At 66.6% G+C, this 17,391-nt stretch carries 20 protein-coding genes; 13 read left to right on the plus strand and 7 right to left on the minus strand.

Annotation, left to right across the window (positions count from 1 at the left end; translation table 11 throughout):
• Window positions 1-81: 81 nt before the first annotated feature.
• From P3G67_RS12960 to P3G67_RS12970, 3 genes are all read right to left on the minus strand, one after another.
• The gene (locus tag P3G67_RS12960) at window positions 82-1,413 is read right to left on the minus strand and encodes a hypothetical protein (RefSeq protein ID WP_276093584.1); all 1,332 of its coding nucleotides are present in this window, start codon (window positions 1,411-1,413) and stop codon (window positions 82-84) included.
• A gap of 338 nt (window positions 1,414-1,751) precedes the next feature.
• Complete coding sequence (locus tag P3G67_RS12965) at window positions 1,752-2,600, minus strand: alpha/beta fold hydrolase (RefSeq protein WP_276093585.1); 849 nt, start codon at window positions 2,598-2,600, stop codon at window positions 1,752-1,754.
• Window positions 2,601-2,671: 71 nt separating this feature from the next.
• Window positions 2,672-3,547 carry an NAD(P)H-binding protein gene (locus tag P3G67_RS12970; RefSeq protein ID WP_276093635.1) on the minus strand — a complete coding sequence of 292 codons (876 nt, stop codon included), beginning with the start codon at window positions 3,545-3,547 and terminating at the stop codon, window positions 2,672-2,674.
• A 132-nt stretch (window positions 3,548-3,679) separates the two neighbouring features.
• On the opposite strand from P3G67_RS12970, the gene P3G67_RS12975 reads away from it, so the two are divergent.
• Window positions 3,680-4,528 (plus strand): LysR family transcriptional regulator, encoded by an 849-nt coding sequence (locus tag P3G67_RS12975; RefSeq protein WP_276093586.1) that lies wholly within the window; start codon window positions 3,680-3,682, stop codon window positions 4,526-4,528.
• Window positions 4,529-4,721: 193 nt separating this feature from the next.
• Here the strand turns inward: P3G67_RS12975 and P3G67_RS12980 are convergent, their stop codons facing one another.
• Window positions 4,722-4,979, minus strand: a complete 258-nt coding sequence (locus P3G67_RS12980) for a hypothetical protein (protein WP_276093637.1) — start codon at window positions 4,977-4,979, stop codon at window positions 4,722-4,724.
• A 540-nt stretch (window positions 4,980-5,519) separates the two neighbouring features.
• On the opposite strand from P3G67_RS12980, the gene P3G67_RS12985 reads away from it, so the two are divergent.
• Window positions 5,520-6,092, plus strand: a complete 573-nt coding sequence (locus P3G67_RS12985; protein ID WP_276093587.1) for a phosphotransferase — start codon at window positions 5,520-5,522, stop codon at window positions 6,090-6,092.
• Between the two features lie 62 nt (window positions 6,093-6,154).
• A complete protein-coding gene (locus tag P3G67_RS12990; protein WP_276093588.1) occupies window positions 6,155-6,706 on the plus strand; it encodes an HD domain-containing protein in 552 nt (183 codons plus the stop codon).
• An 18-nt stretch (window positions 6,707-6,724) separates the two neighbouring features.
• On the opposite strand, the gene P3G67_RS12995 is transcribed toward P3G67_RS12990, so the two are convergent.
• Together P3G67_RS12995 and P3G67_RS13000 are read right to left on the minus strand one after the other, a co-directional pair.
• A complete protein-coding gene (locus P3G67_RS12995; RefSeq protein ID WP_276093589.1) occupies window positions 6,725-7,192 on the minus strand; it encodes an NUDIX hydrolase in 468 nt (155 codons plus the stop codon).
• 13 nt (window positions 7,193-7,205) lie between these two features.
• Entirely contained in the window at window positions 7,206-7,976 is a 771-nt protein-coding gene (locus P3G67_RS13000; RefSeq protein ID WP_276093590.1) for an XRE family transcriptional regulator, read from the minus strand.
• A 102-nt stretch (window positions 7,977-8,078) separates the two neighbouring features.
• Here P3G67_RS13000 and P3G67_RS13005 point away from each other — a divergent pair, with 102 nt between their 5' ends.
• The 10 genes from P3G67_RS13005 (at window position 8,079) to P3G67_RS13050 (ending at window position 16,516) form a co-directional block, all read left to right on the plus strand.
• The gene (locus P3G67_RS13005; protein ID WP_276093591.1) at window positions 8,079-8,777 is read left to right on the plus strand and encodes an HAD family hydrolase; all 699 of its coding nucleotides are present in this window, start codon (window positions 8,079-8,081) and stop codon (window positions 8,775-8,777) included.
• 111 nt (window positions 8,778-8,888) lie between these two features.
• A complete protein-coding gene (locus P3G67_RS13010) occupies window positions 8,889-9,794 on the plus strand; it encodes a radical SAM protein (protein WP_276093592.1) in 906 nt (301 codons plus the stop codon).
• Window positions 9,787-10,347 (plus strand): AAA family ATPase, encoded by a 561-nt coding sequence (locus tag P3G67_RS13015; RefSeq protein WP_276093593.1) that lies wholly within the window; start codon window positions 9,787-9,789, stop codon window positions 10,345-10,347. Before P3G67_RS13010 ends, P3G67_RS13015 begins: the two co-directional genes overlap by 8 nt.
• On the plus strand, window positions 10,344-11,000 hold the full coding sequence (locus P3G67_RS13020) for a class I SAM-dependent methyltransferase (RefSeq protein WP_276093594.1): 657 nt from the start codon (window positions 10,344-10,346) through the stop codon (window positions 10,998-11,000). The genes P3G67_RS13015 and P3G67_RS13020 overlap by 4 nt, the downstream gene beginning before the upstream one ends.
• 6 nt (window positions 11,001-11,006) lie before the next feature.
• Window positions 11,007-11,564 carry a class IV adenylate cyclase gene (locus P3G67_RS13025; RefSeq protein WP_276093595.1) on the plus strand — a complete coding sequence of 186 codons (558 nt, stop codon included), beginning with the start codon at window positions 11,007-11,009 and terminating at the stop codon, window positions 11,562-11,564.
• A 74-nt stretch (window positions 11,565-11,638) separates the two neighbouring features.
• Window positions 11,639-12,127 (plus strand): NUDIX hydrolase, encoded by a 489-nt coding sequence (locus P3G67_RS13030; protein ID WP_276093596.1) that lies wholly within the window; start codon window positions 11,639-11,641, stop codon window positions 12,125-12,127.
• 129 nt (window positions 12,128-12,256) lie between these two features.
• Complete coding sequence (locus tag P3G67_RS13035) at window positions 12,257-14,173, plus strand: ABC transporter ATP-binding protein (RefSeq protein WP_276093597.1); 1,917 nt, start codon at window positions 12,257-12,259, stop codon at window positions 14,171-14,173.
• Window positions 14,174-14,306: 133 nt separating this feature from the next.
• The gene (locus P3G67_RS13040; protein ID WP_276093598.1) at window positions 14,307-14,477 is read left to right on the plus strand and encodes a hypothetical protein; all 171 of its coding nucleotides are present in this window, start codon (window positions 14,307-14,309) and stop codon (window positions 14,475-14,477) included.
• Window positions 14,478-14,555: 78 nt separating this feature from the next.
• Complete coding sequence (locus P3G67_RS13045; protein ID WP_276093599.1) at window positions 14,556-15,752, plus strand: JmjC domain-containing protein; 1,197 nt, start codon at window positions 14,556-14,558, stop codon at window positions 15,750-15,752.
• On the plus strand, window positions 15,686-16,516 hold the full coding sequence (locus P3G67_RS13050) for an aldo/keto reductase (RefSeq protein ID WP_276093600.1): 831 nt from the start codon (window positions 15,686-15,688) through the stop codon (window positions 16,514-16,516). The genes P3G67_RS13045 and P3G67_RS13050 overlap by 67 nt, the downstream gene beginning before the upstream one ends.
• On the opposite strand, the gene P3G67_RS13055 is transcribed toward P3G67_RS13050, so the two are convergent.
• Window positions 16,504-17,361, minus strand: coding sequence for a phosphotransferase (locus tag P3G67_RS13055; RefSeq protein ID WP_276093601.1), 858 nt, complete (start codon window positions 17,359-17,361; stop codon window positions 16,504-16,506). The genes P3G67_RS13050 and P3G67_RS13055 overlap by 13 nt on opposite strands.
• Window positions 17,362-17,391 lie beyond the last annotated feature (30 nt).

Here is a 17,391-nt window from a genome sequence, read left to right on the forward strand (position 1 = left end):
AGTCTGGGGGCATGTCAGTTCGTGGTGGTGCCTTCCCGGCGGGCGTCCGCCGGGAAGGCATCGTCCGATGAGCCGCTCAGGTCAGGTGGTGGGGATGGGGTGGAGGTAGAAGGTTTCGTTGGCGTCGGGGTCGGGCCACTGGTGGGTGTGGTAGCGGTCCTGGACGGCGCCTGCGCCGTCGCGGGTGGAGTTGCCGAGGATGCTGGCGTACAGGCCGGTGGCGTTGTCGTGGAGCATGGTCAGGTTCGGGAAGAGCGGGTCGGGGTGGTCGAGGGTGAAGTTCTGGGTGTCGCGCAGGTAGCCGCCGGGCTCGGGCGAGCCGTCGACTTTGTGGCAGGTCGTGATGTTGAGGTAGTCGCCGACGTGGGACTGCTGGCCGAATTCCACGTCCATGCACAGGTTGCTGTCTGACAGGTTCTCGATCCGGTACAGCTCCTGCCCCAGCCAGTTGATGCGGTTGATGCTGCGCAGGATCCAGCGGGAGTGGGTGGCGAAGTCGTCCTGGGACTGGTAGACGTGTGCCCCGTTTTCCGGGGTGTTGCCGGCCGCTCTCAGCAGCAGGTGGCTGTTCTCGGCTTCCATGGAGAACGGGGTGGGGCCGGCCGCGGCTTGCAGGGCGTGGAAGTACACCGGCCAGTGGTCGCTGAGCCGGCCGGTGTCCACGGTGGCCTGGAACCGGTCGGTGGTGAAGTTGGTGATCATGTAGTCCCACTCGCCGCCGCTGCGGTGGGTGGGCCGGCCGGGGTTGTAGATGTGCATGTTGGCCGGCTGGTAGGTGAGCTGGCGAATGGTGGCCGGGGCACGGTTGTAGTCCCCGAGCGCGGCCCAGTGCCCGACGTTGCTGCGGGCGGCTGCGAACTCGATACGTTGCAGCAGGGCGCCGACGTCACTGCCGCCGCGGGTCCGGGCGTGCAGGGAGGCGATCAGGATGTCGTCGGCGCGGTTCAGGACGGCGAGCGCGGGCCTGTTGACGCTGGGGATGTTGAAGACGTCGTCGGGCTCCCACGAGGTGATCATCCCCATGTTCCGTACGCTGCCGCCGGGGCGCAGGATGTACAGGTGACGCTCGGGACCTCGGGTGCCCTCTTGCCATAGGTAGTGCTCGACACCGTTGACGTCGGGCTGGCGGACGGCACCGGCCGGCACGCGGATGGGGACTTCCTGGAGGGCGACCACGTCATGGACGCGTGCGATGTTGTAGGCGTCCCGCCAGTCGTCCGGGCTCTGGTTCATGTTCCACGTCGCCATGGTGTGGTCGTCCGGAGCGGCCTGCGCTGTGCCGGAAGACGCGATCAGGCCCGCGCAGGCCAGCAGGAAGGCCGTCAGCAGACCCGCCAGCGAACGTAACCGCCGGAGTCTGCCGGGCACGGGGACGTCGGCGCCGCCGCGCCGGAGCGTGCGATGAGCATGCATGAGGTTTCCCTTCTGTGTAGGGGCACATGAGACCGGGGAGGATCCCCGGTCTGCTGTCGTGAAGGTGACGCACGGACCCGGCGACCGGGCGGTCACCGGCCCGACGGCAGGGGGAGAGGGCCTCGGCCGACGGTGGTTTCACGGTTTCCAGCCTTTGCCTGCATACCGCGGCTTATATCGGGCGGGCAGCCCCTGGCTTGGGTGAACGGAACGCAAGAGGGCCGCACCGGCCCGGCCGGGGTGAGGTGCCGCCGCGCGGGACGTCCTTGCCTGTCTTGCCCGCGTTCACAGTGGTCTGTTGGGGCGGGGGCACTCGCGGCTCCGTGTTCGGGCAGGTATCAGCAGTGCGAGACGAACTGCTCGACGAGGAGGTTGAACTCCTCGGCATGCTCCAGTTGAGCCCAGTGTCCGCACCGGTTGAACAGGTGCAGTCGCGAATCGGGGATCAACGAGGCCAGGCGCAGTGCGTGTTCGTAGCTGACGACGCGGTCGTCGCGGCCGTGGATCAGCAGGGTCGGGGCAGTGATCCGGGCGTAATCCGCGGGCCCTGGCCCGGCGTCGGCGAGCATCGTGCCCTCCTCGAGGTCGGCGACGGCGTTCGCCAGGTGTTGGGGTTGCCGTTGAGCGTCGACCGAATGCTGCTGCACGAGTTCGTCGGATGCGAAGCTCGGGTCGAAGGTCGTGGCCTGGACGAGCTTGCGGAACATCGCGGGCGATGGGTCTTGGTAGGTGCTGCGCAGGAGCGTGATGGCCTGGCTCGGGCCGGCGGGGGCGAACAGGGGCGGCACCGCGAAGCTGCCGGCGCCTGTCGTGATCAGGTGCGAGACCCGGTCCGGGTAGCGGGCGGCGACCGCCAGAATGGTAAGGGCTCCCATCGAGTTGCCCACGAGTGCGGCCTTCTCGATGTCCAGGGTGTCGAGGAGTTCCAGGACGGCGCCCGGGTGGTCGCGGTCGCCCGCCCGGGCGGGGTCTGACTGGCCCCACCCCGGCATGTCGACGGCCAGCACGCGGAGATGCTGTGACAGCGGCCCGATATTGGGAGCGAAGTTGCTCCAGCCGGTGGCGCCGGGAGCCATGCCATGCAGCAGGACGATCGGGTGGCCCGTTCCGGCCTCGTTGTAGTGCAGTTTCCAGCGGTGGGTGGTGACGGTCCGGCTGGTCGACTCGTCGGTCAGCTCTGCGGTCATAGGGTGCTTCATTCCTCTCGTGGTCGCCGGCCAAGTTGACAATGTCGGAACGTTGGCGTGACGGCGCGTGCTCAGGCCAGGACGGCTGGGCGGAGCACGTTCACGCACCACTGGTGGAAGCTGGTCGCAGTGCGCTCTGGAGCGGGCGAACCGCCGTTGTAGATACCGTCGTTCTGTGCCATCGCCATGTCGACCAGGCCCTGCGCGGAGCCTTCGCTCGCTCCGCGTGTCAGCGCCATCGCCTTGTACTCCGCGGTGCTTATCTGCTGGAAGCGGACCGGGCGGTCCAGTACCTCGGACATGACCTGTGCCATGTTGTCGGGGGAGAGGTCATCGGGGCCGATCAGCGGCACGCCGTCCTGCCCGCTCCAGGATGCGTCGAGCAGCAGCGCGGCCGCCGTCGCGGCGATGTCGCGGGCGGCGACCGTCCGCAATGGACGATCACGGGAGTTCGCCAGCGCGAACACTCCCTGGTTCCGGATCATCTGAGCCTGGCTGAGCAGGTTCTCCAGGAAGAACGGCGGACGCAGCGCCCGGTAGCCCACCTGCGTGGCTTCGATCAGAGCGTCCATGGCGAACGCGGCCGACAGATGCCCGGCATGGTGGCCGTACTCGCGGCCCAGGCTTGAGACGCCGACCACGCGCCGAACGCCGTGGCGGGTGATCGCCTCGCAGGCGGGCCGGGTGAACTCCAGGTAGTAGTCCACCGGGTGCTCGGCGCGGGGGTTGGGGGGCACCAGCCAGAACACGCAGTCGACGCCGGCGAACGCCGTAGTGACGACATCGCTGTCGTGGTGCGACCCGGGCACGACCTCGACACGCTCGCGCACGTGCGGGGACAGTCGCGCGGGATCGCGGGTGATCACCCGGATCGCCTCCGGGCCGTCCAGGAGAGTGTCGAGGACTTGTCGGCCGATCCGGCCGGTGGGAGTGGTGACGACGATCATGAAAATCCTGTTCCGCTCGGCATCAGCCCAGGCACTGGGCACGATGTCGACAATGCGCCGCGGCGGACCGGAACGGAAGGATCGTTCTGGTTCACGGTGTTACCCTGACGGCAATACCCGCCGGAGGTGGTGGTGGTTGAGTCGCGAGCACTGCGCTATTTCGTCGCGGTCGCCGAAGAACTCAGCTTCACGCGCGCGGCCGAGCGACTGGGCATGTCCTCGCCCCCGCTGTCCCGCGCGATCCGCGCCCTGGAGACAGAGCTCGGCGTCGCCCTGTTCGAGCGGACCACGCACAGTGTCGCGCTGACCCCGGCCGGGACCGTGCTGCTCGACCAGGCCCGCATCGCGCTGGACGCCCTGGACGCCGCCACGCGACGAGCGCAACGCGCGGCCGTCCCGGAACCGAAACTGGTCCTCGCGGTCAAGGCCGACGCTGACGCCGGGTTACTGGAGACGATCCTCGAACGCTACGCGGCCGAACCCGGGTCCACGCCGGTCACCATCCGGCTGTGCGGATGGGGGGAGCAACCCGGTCTGCTGCGCCAGGGCGAAGCCGACGCGGCCCTGGTCTACGAACCGTTCGACCACACCGGTCTGGACACCGAGACAGTCGCTGTCGAGCGACTCGTGGTCGCCCTCGCCGCCACACACCCCTTTGCCGCGCGGGACCGCGTCAGCCTGGCCGACCTCGGCCTCCCGGTGACCGAGCCAGGACAGCGCGCCAGATACCACCGGTTCGTCGGCGCAGCCGACCAACACCGGGCGAGCGACCTGCCCCAACGGCTCAAGCTCGTCGAACTCGGCGAGCTGATCACCCTACTGCCGGAATCCGTCGTCAACCGCTACCCGCGTCCTGGTGTCGTCTACCGCGAGGTCGTAGACGCGCCGCCCGCGACTTTGGTGGTCGCGTGGCCGCAAACGTCTCGCTCGACCGCCACCGCCGCGCTCGTACGTGCCGCTGGCGCCGCCAGCGCCGAGTGACGTACTTGCAGTCCAGCAACCACCCACGTCGGGCGTCGATCACGGCCTGGCTGGTTCACCGCGCACTGGACTTGTAGTGGAGCCGCTACCGCTACACACCGCGGGTATGGGCGACAACTGGCTCAACGACCGTGCTTTGTTGGTGGGTTGACTGTCAGTCCTGCGGTTCAGCCGGAGCACTCGTTTCGGGGACTCAACTGGCCAGGATCGGCAGGACCCGGGCCGTGGACGAGTCGGGTTCCACGGTGTTCACGATGAGATGCTGATCGGGGACGTGCGGAGCGCGTAACACACGGTGTGGTCGTTCCACCAGCGGGCGACATCCGCGTCGGTGCGCCGCAGGTCGTGCACGGCGGTCACGCAGCAGCAGCCCGAGTTCGTCGTACAGGCGCAGCACCTTGGGCGACGGACGCGACAGACGCGCGAACTCACCGATGCTGACCAAGCTCATGGACGTCTCCCTCATTCCGGGCGGGGGTGCCCGGTCACAACCGCTGTGCGGCTTCCCCAAAGGGGAGGGTCAACAGCACACCAGACTAGGCAGCGCGGCCACAGTCAACCCCCGAAGGACTTCCGGAGCCGATCACTTAGCACCCGAGCAGCAACCGGCGGCATCCGAGCGGGACGGACGTCCACCACCAGGAGGTGGGGTGCGTGATCGCCCCGGCACAGCAAGCCGAACTCCCGGCGGAATTGCGACCGTGGGTGTACCAGATGGTCGGCGAATACGTGGGGTGCTGGGACTCCTCGTGGAATCAGGCCACATCCCGGGCGTGGCGCATACTGCGCCCGAGCGGGACCAGCTACTTAGTCAAGATTCCGCCGAACCCGAAGCCCTTCCACCGCGAGGTCTTTGCCCTTCGCCACGTGGCCCCAGTCCTCGGGGCGGCACGGGCTCCGCGGTTGGTCTGTGCTGACGCCCGTCTAGGTGTCGTGATCACCACAACTTTGCCGGGAGCGGCGGCCTCAAACCAGAGCCTTCCGGCCGCCGATGAGTGCACTGTTGCATCGTCAAGCCGGTCAGCTGATCCGGCTGCTGCACGATGCCACACCCAAGCCGGCTGTCCTCAAAGAACCAGCGCGCACTTTCATCCACCGAGCCGTGAACACGCTGGAGATCCAACTGCTGCGCTGCTCACGGTTCCTGTCCGCCGAAGAGGAGGCCCTCGTCCGCGAGCTCGCTGCCACCTTGGGCAGCCCAGAAATGGGCGACCTACCCACCGGGTACTGCCACGGTGACAACCGGCCCCGAAACTGGTCGTGGCACGATTCCCACAAGACAGCCGCCCTGCTCCATTTCGAGCGCTGTGAGCCGAACCTGCGTCTACGTGACATCGCCCGCCTCGCCTACGGGCCGTGGATCCACCGCGATGACCTTCGCGAGGCGTATCTGGACGGATACGGCCAGGATCTGACCGACGTCGAGCGCGCCGCGCTTCCGGCTTTCGCCGCTCTGGATGCGCTCAACAGCCTGCGATTCGGCCACGTTGCGCTGGACACCGAAGCCATCTTGCGAGCGCGCGTCGCCCTCGCCCACCTCATGGAAGAAAGTAGTCCCGCATGATCCCGCGCAACGCCCGTCAAGACCACTGTCCGCGCGACCCGGCGTTACCTACACTGCCCGGTGTGGGACTCGAAGGATGGGCAACGCATATCGCGGAGTCCCAGCTCGCGGATGCTCTGCCACGGCGCTGGGCACACACCCAAGGGGTGGCGGAGCGTGCCCGTTCGCTGGAACCCGTCGCGGGGGAGTCCGCCGACTTGCTTGTCGCCGCGGCATGGCTGCACGACGTGGGATACGCGCCGCCGCTGGTGGTCACCGGGTTCCATCCCCTAGACGGGGCTCGGTACCTGCGGGACGTTCACGCGTCGCACGAGCTGCTGGTTCGGCTGGTGGCCAACCATTCGTATGCGCTGCTGGAGGCCGAGGAGCGGGGGCTGCGCGAGGATCTGGAGGGCGAGTTCCCCTTGGTGGATGACCGGTTCCTTGTGGACGCCCTGGTCTACTGCGACATGACGACGACGCCGGACGGAAAGCGGACGTCCTCCGAGGAGCGTGTCGCCGAGATCATCAGTCGGTACGGCACCGACAGCGTCGTGGGGCGGTTCATCCGTCGCGCCGTGCCCGCTATCCACGCCAGTGTCGCCAGGGTGCAAGCACGGGTGGATGCGGCATAGGTTCGCAGGCCGCGTGCCTCAGCCCAAGTAGGGGTACGTGCCGCTCAGGTAGTCGCCGATCTGCTGGCGCATGCTCGGGTGGATGTCATAGTGGTCGAGGTCTTCCGGCCGTACCCAACGAACGCCGTCCGCCTCGTCGTTGACGGTCGGCTCCCCACCAATCGGCCGTCCGATGTAGGCGACTTCGAACTGCTGCCGGATTTCCCCATCGGTGTAGGCAACGATGTGCTTGGGCTCGGAGTACACCCCGAGCAGTCCAGTGATCTCGGCGAGGATTCCGGTCTCCTCCTCGCATTCGCGGAGCGCACATTGAGCCGCGCTTTCGCCAATATCCTGCGCGCCGCCGGGAAGAGCCCACTGCCCGGTGTCCCGGCGGCGCTGCAGGAGGATGGCTCCTTCGCCGTTGACCACCAGGAGGTTGCTGGCGGGGATCAGGCTGTTGGCCTTCGGGGCCGATCGATCGTGGTAGTACTCAATCCTGCCCACGGTGCTGTTTCTCCTATCGCTCGGCTGCCCAGGGGCGTGCGGTCTCCCAGACGGCGTCGAAGCTGGCCATGTAGTGGTCGAACCATCCACTGCCATCAAGGCGTTGGAGATGGAGCAGTGGGTTGGCGCTGGCAGGCTGGCCCCAGATGTGAGGGTTGACCATGAGAATGTCGTCGTAGCGGAACAGCGAGTTGTACAGCGTCGTGTCGTGCAGCCGCACCTCACATCTAGGTACGCCAGGGAGTTTCCGGTAGTACGTCAGGGAGGCTCGGATCTTGGCGGCGAGCGTACCGCCAAGCCCCTCTTCAGCATCGCGAATGGCAACCGCTTTGCCCTCTGGGTCTCCGAAGCACAGCCGTACCCGAACACCTTCAGCGGCGCGCTCAGCGAGCATGGCGGCCACCCGCGGATTGCTCTGGGCGAAGAAGGTGCCGGAGAAGACCAAGACGTCTATCTGCTCAACTGCTCCCAGCAGTAAGGAGATCCACACATCGCGGTGAACGCTGGCACGATTCTGGTACACGTCGATGAGTTCTGATCGCGCAGCGGCTTCGCCTGGACCCGCCGTCGCACCGGCTGGCGGCCACAGGTAGGTCTCCTCCACGCCAAGATGCTGGGCGACGGCAAATCGGTGCCGTCGATGCGGTGTCCGTCCGGTGCTGATCCAGCGGTCCACCGTCTTGGGATCCACTGAACAGACTTCAGCTAACTTTTCGGGAGGTATGCCCCGCTGAGTGAGGACGAAGCGAAGGCGCTCGTTCGGACGCTCGTTCACAGTAGCCATCCAAGCGGACACGGTGCGTGCTGGGCAAGGACGTCTCAGTGTTCCGAAGCGTCCTGCATGAGATCAACGCACCAGCTGTGTCAACGTGTTTACGCTGGTCTGGTGCCACTCATCGTCTTGTGGGATATCGACCACACGCTCCTCGAGAACGCCGGTGTGAGCAAGGAGATCTATGCCTCCGCCTTCACCCAGCTCGCCCGCCAAAAGCCGGTGGCGCCCGCCCCGACGGAAGGCCGTACGGACCGACTGATCCTCGCGGAGATGTTCCGGCAGCATGGACTGCCGGCTCCCGACTGGCCAAGTGCGCTGGCAGCGCTGGAGACGGCCGGAGCCGCCCACAGCGATCAGCTGCGGCTGCGCGGCCGAGTGCTGCCTGGCGTACTCGATGCGCTGCGTGCTGTGCGGGCCGATCACCGCATGGTCTCTTCCGTACTGACCGGCAATATCGCTGCGAACGCTCGGATGAAGCTCGCGGCGTTCGACCTCGACCAGCTCGTGGACCTCTCTGTCGGGGCCTTCGGGGCAGACTCCGCCGATCGTGCCGCCCTGGTCGATGTGGCACGCAAGCGCGTGCACGCCGCGTACGGGCTGTCAACGGACACGCCGGTCGTCCTGATCGGCGATACGCCGCGCGACGTGGACGCCGCCTTGACCAGCGGCGCCGGTGTCATCGCCGTCGCGTCCGGCATCCACAGCGCCGACGAACTTCGCCAGGCCGGAGCCGACAGGGTTCTCCCCGACTTGCGGGATACCGCTGCTGTAATGGCCGCGTTGCGCGACGCCCTTCCAACGGGCACGTGAAACGTCCCAGGACGTCCCGGAGGCGTCCGCCGAGGCGGTACCGCCGTCCCTGTCGCCAAGCCAGCATCGTCTCCCAGCACAGCCGACCCCGACTGTTCAGGAGGAGCCTCGGTGATCAGGAATGTGACCGGAATCGAAGAGATCCGGATGCTGTACCTGCAGTTGCTCTACCGCTGCAACTTCGAGTGCGGGACCTTCTGCTTCCATGGCGAGCGGCTCAGCCACAAAGACGCCTACAGCCCTGCCGAAGCAATCGAGCTGCTGGACCTGATGCACCGCGACTACGGCACCGAGGCCGTTACTCTCCTCGGCGGTGAGCCCTTCCTCTACCGGCCGCTGCCCGAGGTCATCGAGCACGCCAAGCAGAAGCTGGGGATGCGCGTCGAGATCTGCACGAACGGCTACCGCATCGAACGCCACCTTCCTGCCCTGGCCAGCCAGATCGACTTACTCCGGGTCTCCATCGAGGGGCTGAGCCGGAGCAACGACAAGCTGCGAAAGAAGGGCAGTTTCGACGCCGCCCTGCGCACGCTCGCCGCGGCCCGGGTCCTCGGGGTACCGACCGGAGTCACGATGACCGTGAACGCCCGGAACATCAGCGAGGTCGTGCCGCTGGCCTGCGTGCTGGAGACGTACGGGGTCAGGCAGTTGAAGCTGCACTGCCTCCGCCTCGTCGGCTACGCTGCCGACCACCCAGAGCTGGCCATCACCGACACACATGCCTACGGGCGGCTTCGGCGAGAACTCGCATCCAAGACATTGGCCCTGGAGGTCATCGTCGACGAGGACCTCTCAGCCGAGCCGGCGCCGATGGCCTGTTCTCCGACGGAAGGCTCCGTAGTCCTGGATCGGATCGAGGCGGACCCGCGGGGTGCGCTGACGATGTCGTGCAAGGCCGTGGGCAAGGATGCTCACGCCTTCTGGTACGACAAACAGCGCCGGATCATTGAACACCGGCCGACCAGCGGTGACGAGATCACGCTGCCGGTCCCGAACGTGGTGTACTCCCGTGTCTGATCAGCCGCTGTTCGAGAGCTTGGAGGGGCTTCGCGGCGTTGGGAAGAGCACCGTGGCGCCACTTCTCGCCGAGGCGCGAGGAGCTATTTTGGTGCCCACCATCCCGGCGCCCTACCACCAGTTGCGACGACTCGTCGACCAGCAGGAGTGTCCGGACACGCGCATGTGCCTCTACCTTTCGGGCCTGTTCGCGGCGACCCGGCAGATTCGCAGGCACTTGGCCGAAGGCGTCGGCGTAGTGGTGGAAAGCTACTTCGCCAGGTGCCTGGCCACTCATCAATCCATGGGCGCGAATCTAGGCATCACCTTGCCCGACGATCTGCCGCAGCCGACGACCTACCGGCTCACCTGCAGCGAGGACGTGCGCCGCAGACGACTCGCACGGCGACGCAAGCCGCCCACCCGTTGGGACCTGCTGGCCGAATCCGTCGTGGACAGAACCGAAGACTCCTACGCGGCGTTTGCCATGCAGCCGGTGGACACCACAGACCGTACGCCGCCCCAAGTCGTCGAGGCCATCCTCGCCCTTACCCCCAGCAGGAGCCCGGCATGAAGACCCAGAGCCTGTGGCAGCACACCCTGACCTTCTTCCCCCAGTTCCACGCCGTCCTCCAGGAGCAGATAGCCGACGGCACCGTCGTGGTGGTCGGGGCCTCCGACGGAAAGTTCGTGCTACCCCTGGTGACCTCCGGCCACCACGTGATCGCCATCGAACGAGACCCGGTCGCCATTCACGGCGGAGAGGTCGTGCTTCCCGGCGGCATCACGACACGCGCCCCCGGCCTGCTGGCCCGACTCAAGGCCGAAGGTCTCCAGGACCGGGTGGACATCATCGAAGAGGACTTCCTCGACATCGACTCCCTTCACGACGTGGCGGACGCCGTGTGGACCAGCTGCTCGTGGCACTACAGCGTCAACCACCGTCGGCCGCTGGGTGAATTCGTCGGCCGCATGCAGGACTGTCTACGGCCCGGGGGACTCTTCGGCGCGGAGTTCATGATGCCCATCGACCAGCGACACAACGTCTTGGAGCACTACACCTCGCCCGAGCGCCTCATCCGCCATCACTTCTACGCCTGGAACGTGGCGTTGACGCTCCGGACTGGCATCTTCATGGAAAGAGCTCACGTCGGTCAGCTCGGCGACCATGAACACCGCATGGGGTTCCTCCTCGCCAACCACCAACCCGAAACCGCCCGAAGGTGATCCCGCATGAAGAACGAATACGAGGCCAAGTTCCTCAACATCGACGTTGGCGACCTCCGCGAGACCATCCGCCAGCTCGGTGCCGAGCAGGCCAAGCCTCGGACCAAGCTCACCCGCGTCATCTACGAGAACGACACCGTCCAAGGCAACCAGTGGCTGCGCCTGCGCGACGAGGGCGACAAGATCACACTCACCCTCAAGCAGGTGACCGATGCCAGCAGCATCGACGGCACCACGGAGATCGAGATCCAGGTCAACGACCTCCAAGCCACCACCGAACTCCTCGGCGCCGTCGGCCTTCGCCGGGTGCGCTACCAGGAGAACTACCGGGAGGAATGGCGGTACGGCGAGATCGTCTTCGACCTCGACACCTGGCCAGGGCTGCCTACCTTCCTGGAGATCGAGGGACCGGACGAGGCCGCGGTGCGGCAGGCTGCCGGGTTGCTTCGGCTGGACTACGGCGATGCCCGCTTCGGTAGCGTGGACGAGATCTACAAGAGCGAGCTCGGCCGTGACATTCTCGCCGAACCGACCCTGCTCTTCGACAACGACCCACAGCCGTAAGCGGCACCGGGCAGCGTTGAGCGGTCCGCGGCTCGGCGGTGTGCGGCCGGGCATACGGCCGCAAGGAGCCTGTCGTGTCGCAAGCCGACCCCTTGAGCACAACCATGCAGTACCCCGATGGCCGCTACCGCACCGTCATCGGCGTCCACCTCGTCCTGCAACGCGGCCACACCGTCCTGCTGGGACTTCGGGCCGGCACCGGATGGCGCGACCAGCACTATCACGTTCCCGCAGGACACTTGGAGGCCGGTGAGACGGTCATCGAGTGCGCGGTGCGAGAGGCTGCCGAAGAACTCAACATCCGCATCGCCGAAGAGGACCTGCAACTGGTCCACACAGTCCACCACGCCACGGTCGAAGACGACCCGCGTATCCAGCTCTTCTTCCGTGCCCGGCGGTGGGAAGGCGAACCAGTCAACGCCGAACCCGACCGCTGCGCTCACCTCGGCTGGTGGTCGCTCGACGCACTACCCGCGCCAATGGTCGATTACACGGCCGTTGCCCTGCGCCATGTACAAGACGGCCAGCCCTTCTCGATCGTCGGTTGGGAGGCGCGGCCGTGATCACAAGCACGACGATGTCCGAACGATCTGGTAGCTCAGGCACGAAAGCCGGACCTCCACGCGCGCGGTAAGAATCCCGTACCGCTCCCGCAGGGCCAGAGAACTGCCTGAGCATATGGAGGGAGCGGTATGACCGAGGCGGCTGTCTCGGAGGCACCCAGCGAGGAGCTGGAATTCCGGCTCGACGGGGATTCACATTGGGAGGCAGGAAAGTCGATCACGGCGCGGCGGATGGCGCGGACACTGCCACGGCTGGTGGGACGGTCGTTACAACTCGCATGGCAGGCAGACCGGCGGTCGGTGATCGGCTTGCTCGGTTGCCAGGTGATCTCGGGGGTGTCGCAGGGCATGGGCCTGCTGGCAACCACCGGCACGATCACGGCGCTGATCTCTTCAGGCGACGTCGCCCAACGGCTGTGGTCGGCCTGGTCGTCGGTCGCTGTGATGATCGCAGCGGCTGGCGTACGCGCGCTGCTGACGATCGTGGTGACCTGGCTGTCATCGCGGCTGGCTCCTGTGATGGCCGAAGAAGCGCATCTGCTGATGCTGGAAGCCTCGTTGACCACCGAGCTGGCCGCCTACGACAGCCCAGGCTTCGGCGATCGAAGGCAGGCAGCCGAACGCGGCGCGGACTTTGTCCGCGACCTGCTCCAGGGATGCCAGGACCTGATATCAGCGATGGCGTCGCTGGCCGCAGGAGCCGCCGTGCTGGCCTCCGTACACGCCGTGCTGGTGCCACTGCTCCTGCTTGCCGCACTCCCGCAGGGAACGGCACAGGTACAAAGCGCCAAGGCCACCTACCTGGCCATCGTTCGTACTTGGGGCCAACGCCGGATGCTTTCCGCGCTGCGCTGGCACATGACCGAAGCCCACACCGCCGACCAGGTCCGCGCCGGAACGATGGCCACCTTCCTGCTGAGCACCTATCGACGCATCGCCGAACGCGTCAACGCCTCCGAACGGCAGGCCGCGGGCCGGGGCGCTCTGATGGCCCTCCTGGGTGCGGCGGCCGGTGGCCTGGCCTCCGGGCTGGTGTGGACGGCACTGGTCATGCTGTTGGCCACCGGTCGGATATCGGTGGCATCGGCGGGCACGGCGGTGCTGGCACTGAGAACGGTCACCTCGTCCGTGCAGAGCCTCGTCGCAGGTGGCGCCCGGATGTTCCGCATCGGGATGTACCTCGAAGACTGGTCGACCTTCGTTGACGAGGCCGGCGGATACCGCCTGTGCCGCGGCACACGCACGCCGAAGGACCCGGAGGAGATCCGGACGGAGAACCTCGTCTACCGCTACGAAGGATCACAGCGCAACGCCCTGGACGGCGTGACGCTGACAGTGAGGCGGGGCGAAGTGCTGGCGCTGGTCGGGGAGAACGGCTCCGGCAAGACCACGCTCTCGAAGCTGCTGACGGGACTGTACGTGCCCACCTCCGGCAGCGTCATGTGGGACGGCGTCGACAGCCAGGAGATGGACCCGCTCGCGGCATGGCAACGGGTAGCCGCCGTGCCGCAGGAGTACGCCCGCTGGCCGCTGTCCGCCCGGGAGAACATCACCCTTGGCCAGCCCACACCCGATGGCGACGCGGCAGTGTGGGCCGCGTGCGAAGCCAGCGGAGCCGACGACGTGGTCAAGGAGCTGCGCTCGGGGCTGGACACCCTCCTAGCCCGTGAATGGCTCAGCGGAGAGGAACTCTCAGGCGGGCAGTGGCAACGCATTGCCGTCGCCCGCGCCTTCCACCGCCCAGCTGGACTGCTCGTCCTCGACGAGCCCACCGCCGCACTCGACCCCCGGGCCGAACACCGCATCTTCACCGGGCTGCGCGACCTGGCTACCACCCGCGCCGTCGTACTCGTGACCCACCGACTGACAAATGTCGCCATCGCCGACCGCATCGTCGTGCTCGACCGCGGCCGCATTGCTCAGCAGGGCACTTTCGCCGAACTCCTAGAGTCTGCGGGCCTGTTCAGCGAACTGTGGCGACTGCAAAACGACCGGAGCATCCCCGCGCCGCGCACCACAGACGAACTCGCGCAGCAGAGCGTCTGACTGGGGCCGACAGCGTCGACTAGGTGCGTGGTGCCACGTCCGAAATCCCGCTTCTGCCTGACGCAGGGGCGCGGGTTGACTCAGACCTTCCGTCCAGCCATGGGCGGAAGTACCGAAGAGGAAGGAGCACGAGGTGGCACAAAGCGCAACGCCTCTGCCAGCCAACAAGAGCAGCCTTCTGGTGGCGGTAGAAGAACTGACGGCCGTCCAGGACCGCTATGACAGCCTCCGGTCCGACAACGCTGGGTCCTCCGGCGATGCGCCGTGGCCCGGGGGCGACGGCAACCTGAACGACATCGAGTAGCGCACCAGGCGGCGGAGGTCGGCATTGCGCCGGCCCCCGCTGCCCCGTCGTCGTGATCGACACCCGTAAGGAGGCAGCGTGCAACACCGGTTGATCAGCGCCATCGAAACCGCCCTTGGTTGGGACGGGGCGCAAGCCCTCGGTAAGGAGTTCACACTCGGGCGCGTGGATGACCGAGAACTTCTCACCCGTGTCATGACGGCAAACCGGCTCCTTGACATCGCGATGCGCCGCAGCCTGTACCGCCCCCAGTTCCGGCTCTTCCGCAAAGGGGAAGAGGTACACCCCGCCGTCTACTTCACCGACAGCGTTAGCCCCCGCGGACAGAGCGTTCCCATGGTCAACATGCACCGTCTCGGCGACCTGCTCCGCGAGGGGGCAACGCTCATCATGGACCAAGTCAACGTCTTCGATCCGACAATGGAAGTCGTTTGCCGTGCCATGCAATGGTGGGCCCACGAGCGAGTGCAAGTGAACGCCTACCTGACGACGAACGATGCCGCAGGGTTCCCACTGCACTGGGACGACCACGACGTGATCATCGTGCAGCTCGCCGGAGAGAAAGAGTGGGAAGTACGCGCTCCGTCCCGCATCGCGCCGATGTATCGCGACGCCGACCCCAACAACACCCCAAGCGACCAGATCATTTGGTCGGGGGCCGTCAAGCCGGGCGACATCATGCACATCCCCCGCGGACAGTGGCACCAGGCAGCCCGAACCCACAGCGGCGCAGGCAAGAGCCTGCATGTCACCTTCGGGATCACGAAACGAACGGGCGCGAGCTGGCTGTCATGGCTGGCCGACTGGTCGCGCGAACGCGAGACCTTCCGGCTCGACCTCGACCGCTGGAAGAGCACTGGTACCGACGTCCTAGTCGGGGCTGCCGCCGAGTTGGCACACGAACGCGGCCCGGTGGACTACCTGGCTGCGTACGAGCAGCAGACCACGCCGGGGCGACACGTGCCCTATCTCGACGTCCTCGGTCCACTCGACGCCGTGGTGTGCGTCGCCCACTTCCCTCCCCGAATCGAGGAGCACGGGGAGACAGTCGACATCGTGACGGCCGGAAAGAAGCTCACCCTCGCGGCCAAAGCCCTGCCCGCGCTCAGGTTGCTGTTGAGCGGCCAGCCGGTTCCTTTGAAGCAAGCCACGGCGGTCGCCGGGGCCGAGGTGACTGAGGTAGCCGAGATCCTTGTACAGGAGGAGATATGCGCCCCACTCACCCCCGAATTATCTTCGGGTTACACCGGTCTCGTCACGAGCGCCGTCTCCTGACGCGGGCGCTGGAACTCGGCATCCAAGCAATAGATACCAGCAGCAACTACCTTGGCTTCCAATCGCACACAACCCTGGCAAACGTGGCTGGTGACCTGCTGCCGAGGCTTACCGTTTCCACGAAGGTCGGGTACTTCCCGGGCGCGCAACACTCTCTGGCACCAGATCACCTGCGGACGGCAGCGGAACAGGCGGCCAGCGACCTGGGCAGGGAGCCGGACGTGGTGTTCCTGCACAACCCCGAGCACAGCCTTATCGAAGCAGCGAGGGACGACCTGCTAGAGGCGGCGTGTTCCACCCTGGCAGATGCCTGTGCGCAGGGGCTGTGTGATCGATGGGGCATCTCCTCCTGGGACCCACGGCGACTGGTAGTCCCCGCTCAGAGAGGACTCCCAAGGCCGGATGTTCTGATGGCTCGTGCCGGACTCCTGGTAAGTGCGGACATCCTCGACGCCGCCGAGCGTCTGGCCGAGCGGTTGCGGCCGACAGAGCTGTGGGGCATGAGTCCCTTCGGCGGAAGCACTGCTGCGGCCGTATGGGACGGTTTCGACTCGCGGATCTTCCTGCGAGAACCGCGGACTTCGACACCTATCCAAGCCGCATTCCGAGCCGCCTACCGACTCCCGTCCGTGGGCGCAGTAGCCGTCGGCACTGACAACCCCGACCATCTTGGAGAGTTGACCGACGCCTTGAACCTGGAAGTCGACGACAACATGATCCATCAGTACCGGGAGCTGCTACGGACACGCTCTCAGCCCGCCTGAAGCTCCTTGATCACCTGCTCCGACACAGCGCGGGCGGGTACGAGACGGGGATCCTCGGGGTGCGCGTGCGGCCCGAGGATCTTCGCGGCGACGAAGAGCGTCATCACCATGCCGTCCCGGCTCGCGAAGTCCTCCCGCCGCTCGCGGCGAACCCGCTCAGCCAGGGCTGGGACGGCAAGAGAGGCCCCCCACAGCGTCGCGGCATCCAGCCCGCGCGGCGCCATGCCCCAGTCCTCCCAGTCGAACAGGCAGAACTCCGGCGCGGTCACGTTCGCCCAGTTCAGATCCGCATGGGCCAGCCGCCACTGCTCCACCGTCGTATCCAACGACTTGGGGAAGACACTCCAAATGGTCTCGTTCACCAACAACTGTGTGATCGACTCAGTGTCTGGAGTGGCGATGCGGTTCGACTGCTGCGCGGCGAGCGCATCAAGGGAGGCATTCAGCGCTCCCCACCACCCGTCCGAGACGTCCGGGTCGACGGCGACGATACTCGTCCCGACTGGCGCTCCGGGCAGGAGGGCGGTCTCATCAGCCCGCCACATAACCCCTTCACTGGCCCCCCGCCAGGACACGCTGCCATACCAGGTCGGCTTGGCGACGCCCTGCAGAGCTTCCGCACAGGCGGCGCCATCCCAACCCTGCTTGCCGACCCTATCCAGCCCGCGCCGCTCGATCCGCACCCAGGAATCTCGGTCCGTTCGCGCCCCCACGGAGCGCCGCTTACGCACCACCGTCTCCCGGTCCAAATGCACCCCGAGAGACTGCTCCACTTGGTCAAACACGCGATCGACTGGTTCTGTTCGCAAGTCAACAGCGTTAGCAGTAGGGACGGACAGCGTCATACGCGGACCGTAGCAAGCCCAAGCCCTAGT

It is taken from the genome of Streptomyces silvisoli, from assembly GCF_029269905.1.
Taxonomy (GTDB): Bacteria; Actinomycetota; Actinomycetes; order Streptomycetales; family Streptomycetaceae; genus Streptantibioticus_A; species Streptantibioticus_A silvisoli_A.

What these genes read in the sequence shown, in the direction of transcription:
- P3G67_RS12960 (WP_276093584.1), bottom strand. Translation starts at nt 1,413, where the DNA reads ATGCATGCTCATCGCACGCTCCGGCGCGGCGGCGCCGACGTCCCCGTG.
- P3G67_RS13000 (WP_276093590.1), bottom strand. Translation starts at nt 7,976, where the DNA reads ATGGCTACTGTGAACGAGCGTCCGAACGAGCGCCTTCGCTTCGTCCTC.
- P3G67_RS12970 (WP_276093635.1), bottom strand. Translation starts at nt 3,547, where the DNA reads ATGATCGTCGTCACCACTCCCACCGGCCGGATCGGCCGACAAGTCCTC.
- P3G67_RS13020 (WP_276093594.1), top strand. Translation starts at nt 10,344, where the DNA reads ATGAAGACCCAGAGCCTGTGGCAGCACACCCTGACCTTCTTCCCCCAG.
- P3G67_RS13055 (WP_276093601.1), bottom strand. Translation starts at nt 17,361, where the DNA reads ATGACGCTGTCCGTCCCTACTGCTAACGCTGTTGACTTGCGAACAGAA.
- P3G67_RS12985 (WP_276093587.1), top strand. Translation starts at nt 5,520, where the DNA reads ATGAGTGCACTGTTGCATCGTCAAGCCGGTCAGCTGATCCGGCTGCTG.
- P3G67_RS12980 (WP_276093637.1), bottom strand. Translation starts at nt 4,979, where the DNA reads ATGAGCTTGGTCAGCATCGGTGAGTTCGCGCGTCTGTCGCGTCCGTCG.
- P3G67_RS13025 (WP_276093595.1), top strand. Translation starts at nt 11,007, where the DNA reads ATGAAGAACGAATACGAGGCCAAGTTCCTCAACATCGACGTTGGCGAC.
- P3G67_RS13035 (WP_276093597.1), top strand. Translation starts at nt 12,257, where the DNA reads ATGACCGAGGCGGCTGTCTCGGAGGCACCCAGCGAGGAGCTGGAATTC.
- P3G67_RS13050 (WP_276093600.1), top strand. Translation starts at nt 15,686, where the DNA reads ATGCGCCCCACTCACCCCCGAATTATCTTCGGGTTACACCGGTCTCGT.
- P3G67_RS12965 (WP_276093585.1), bottom strand. Translation starts at nt 2,600, where the DNA reads ATGACCGCAGAGCTGACCGACGAGTCGACCAGCCGGACCGTCACCACC.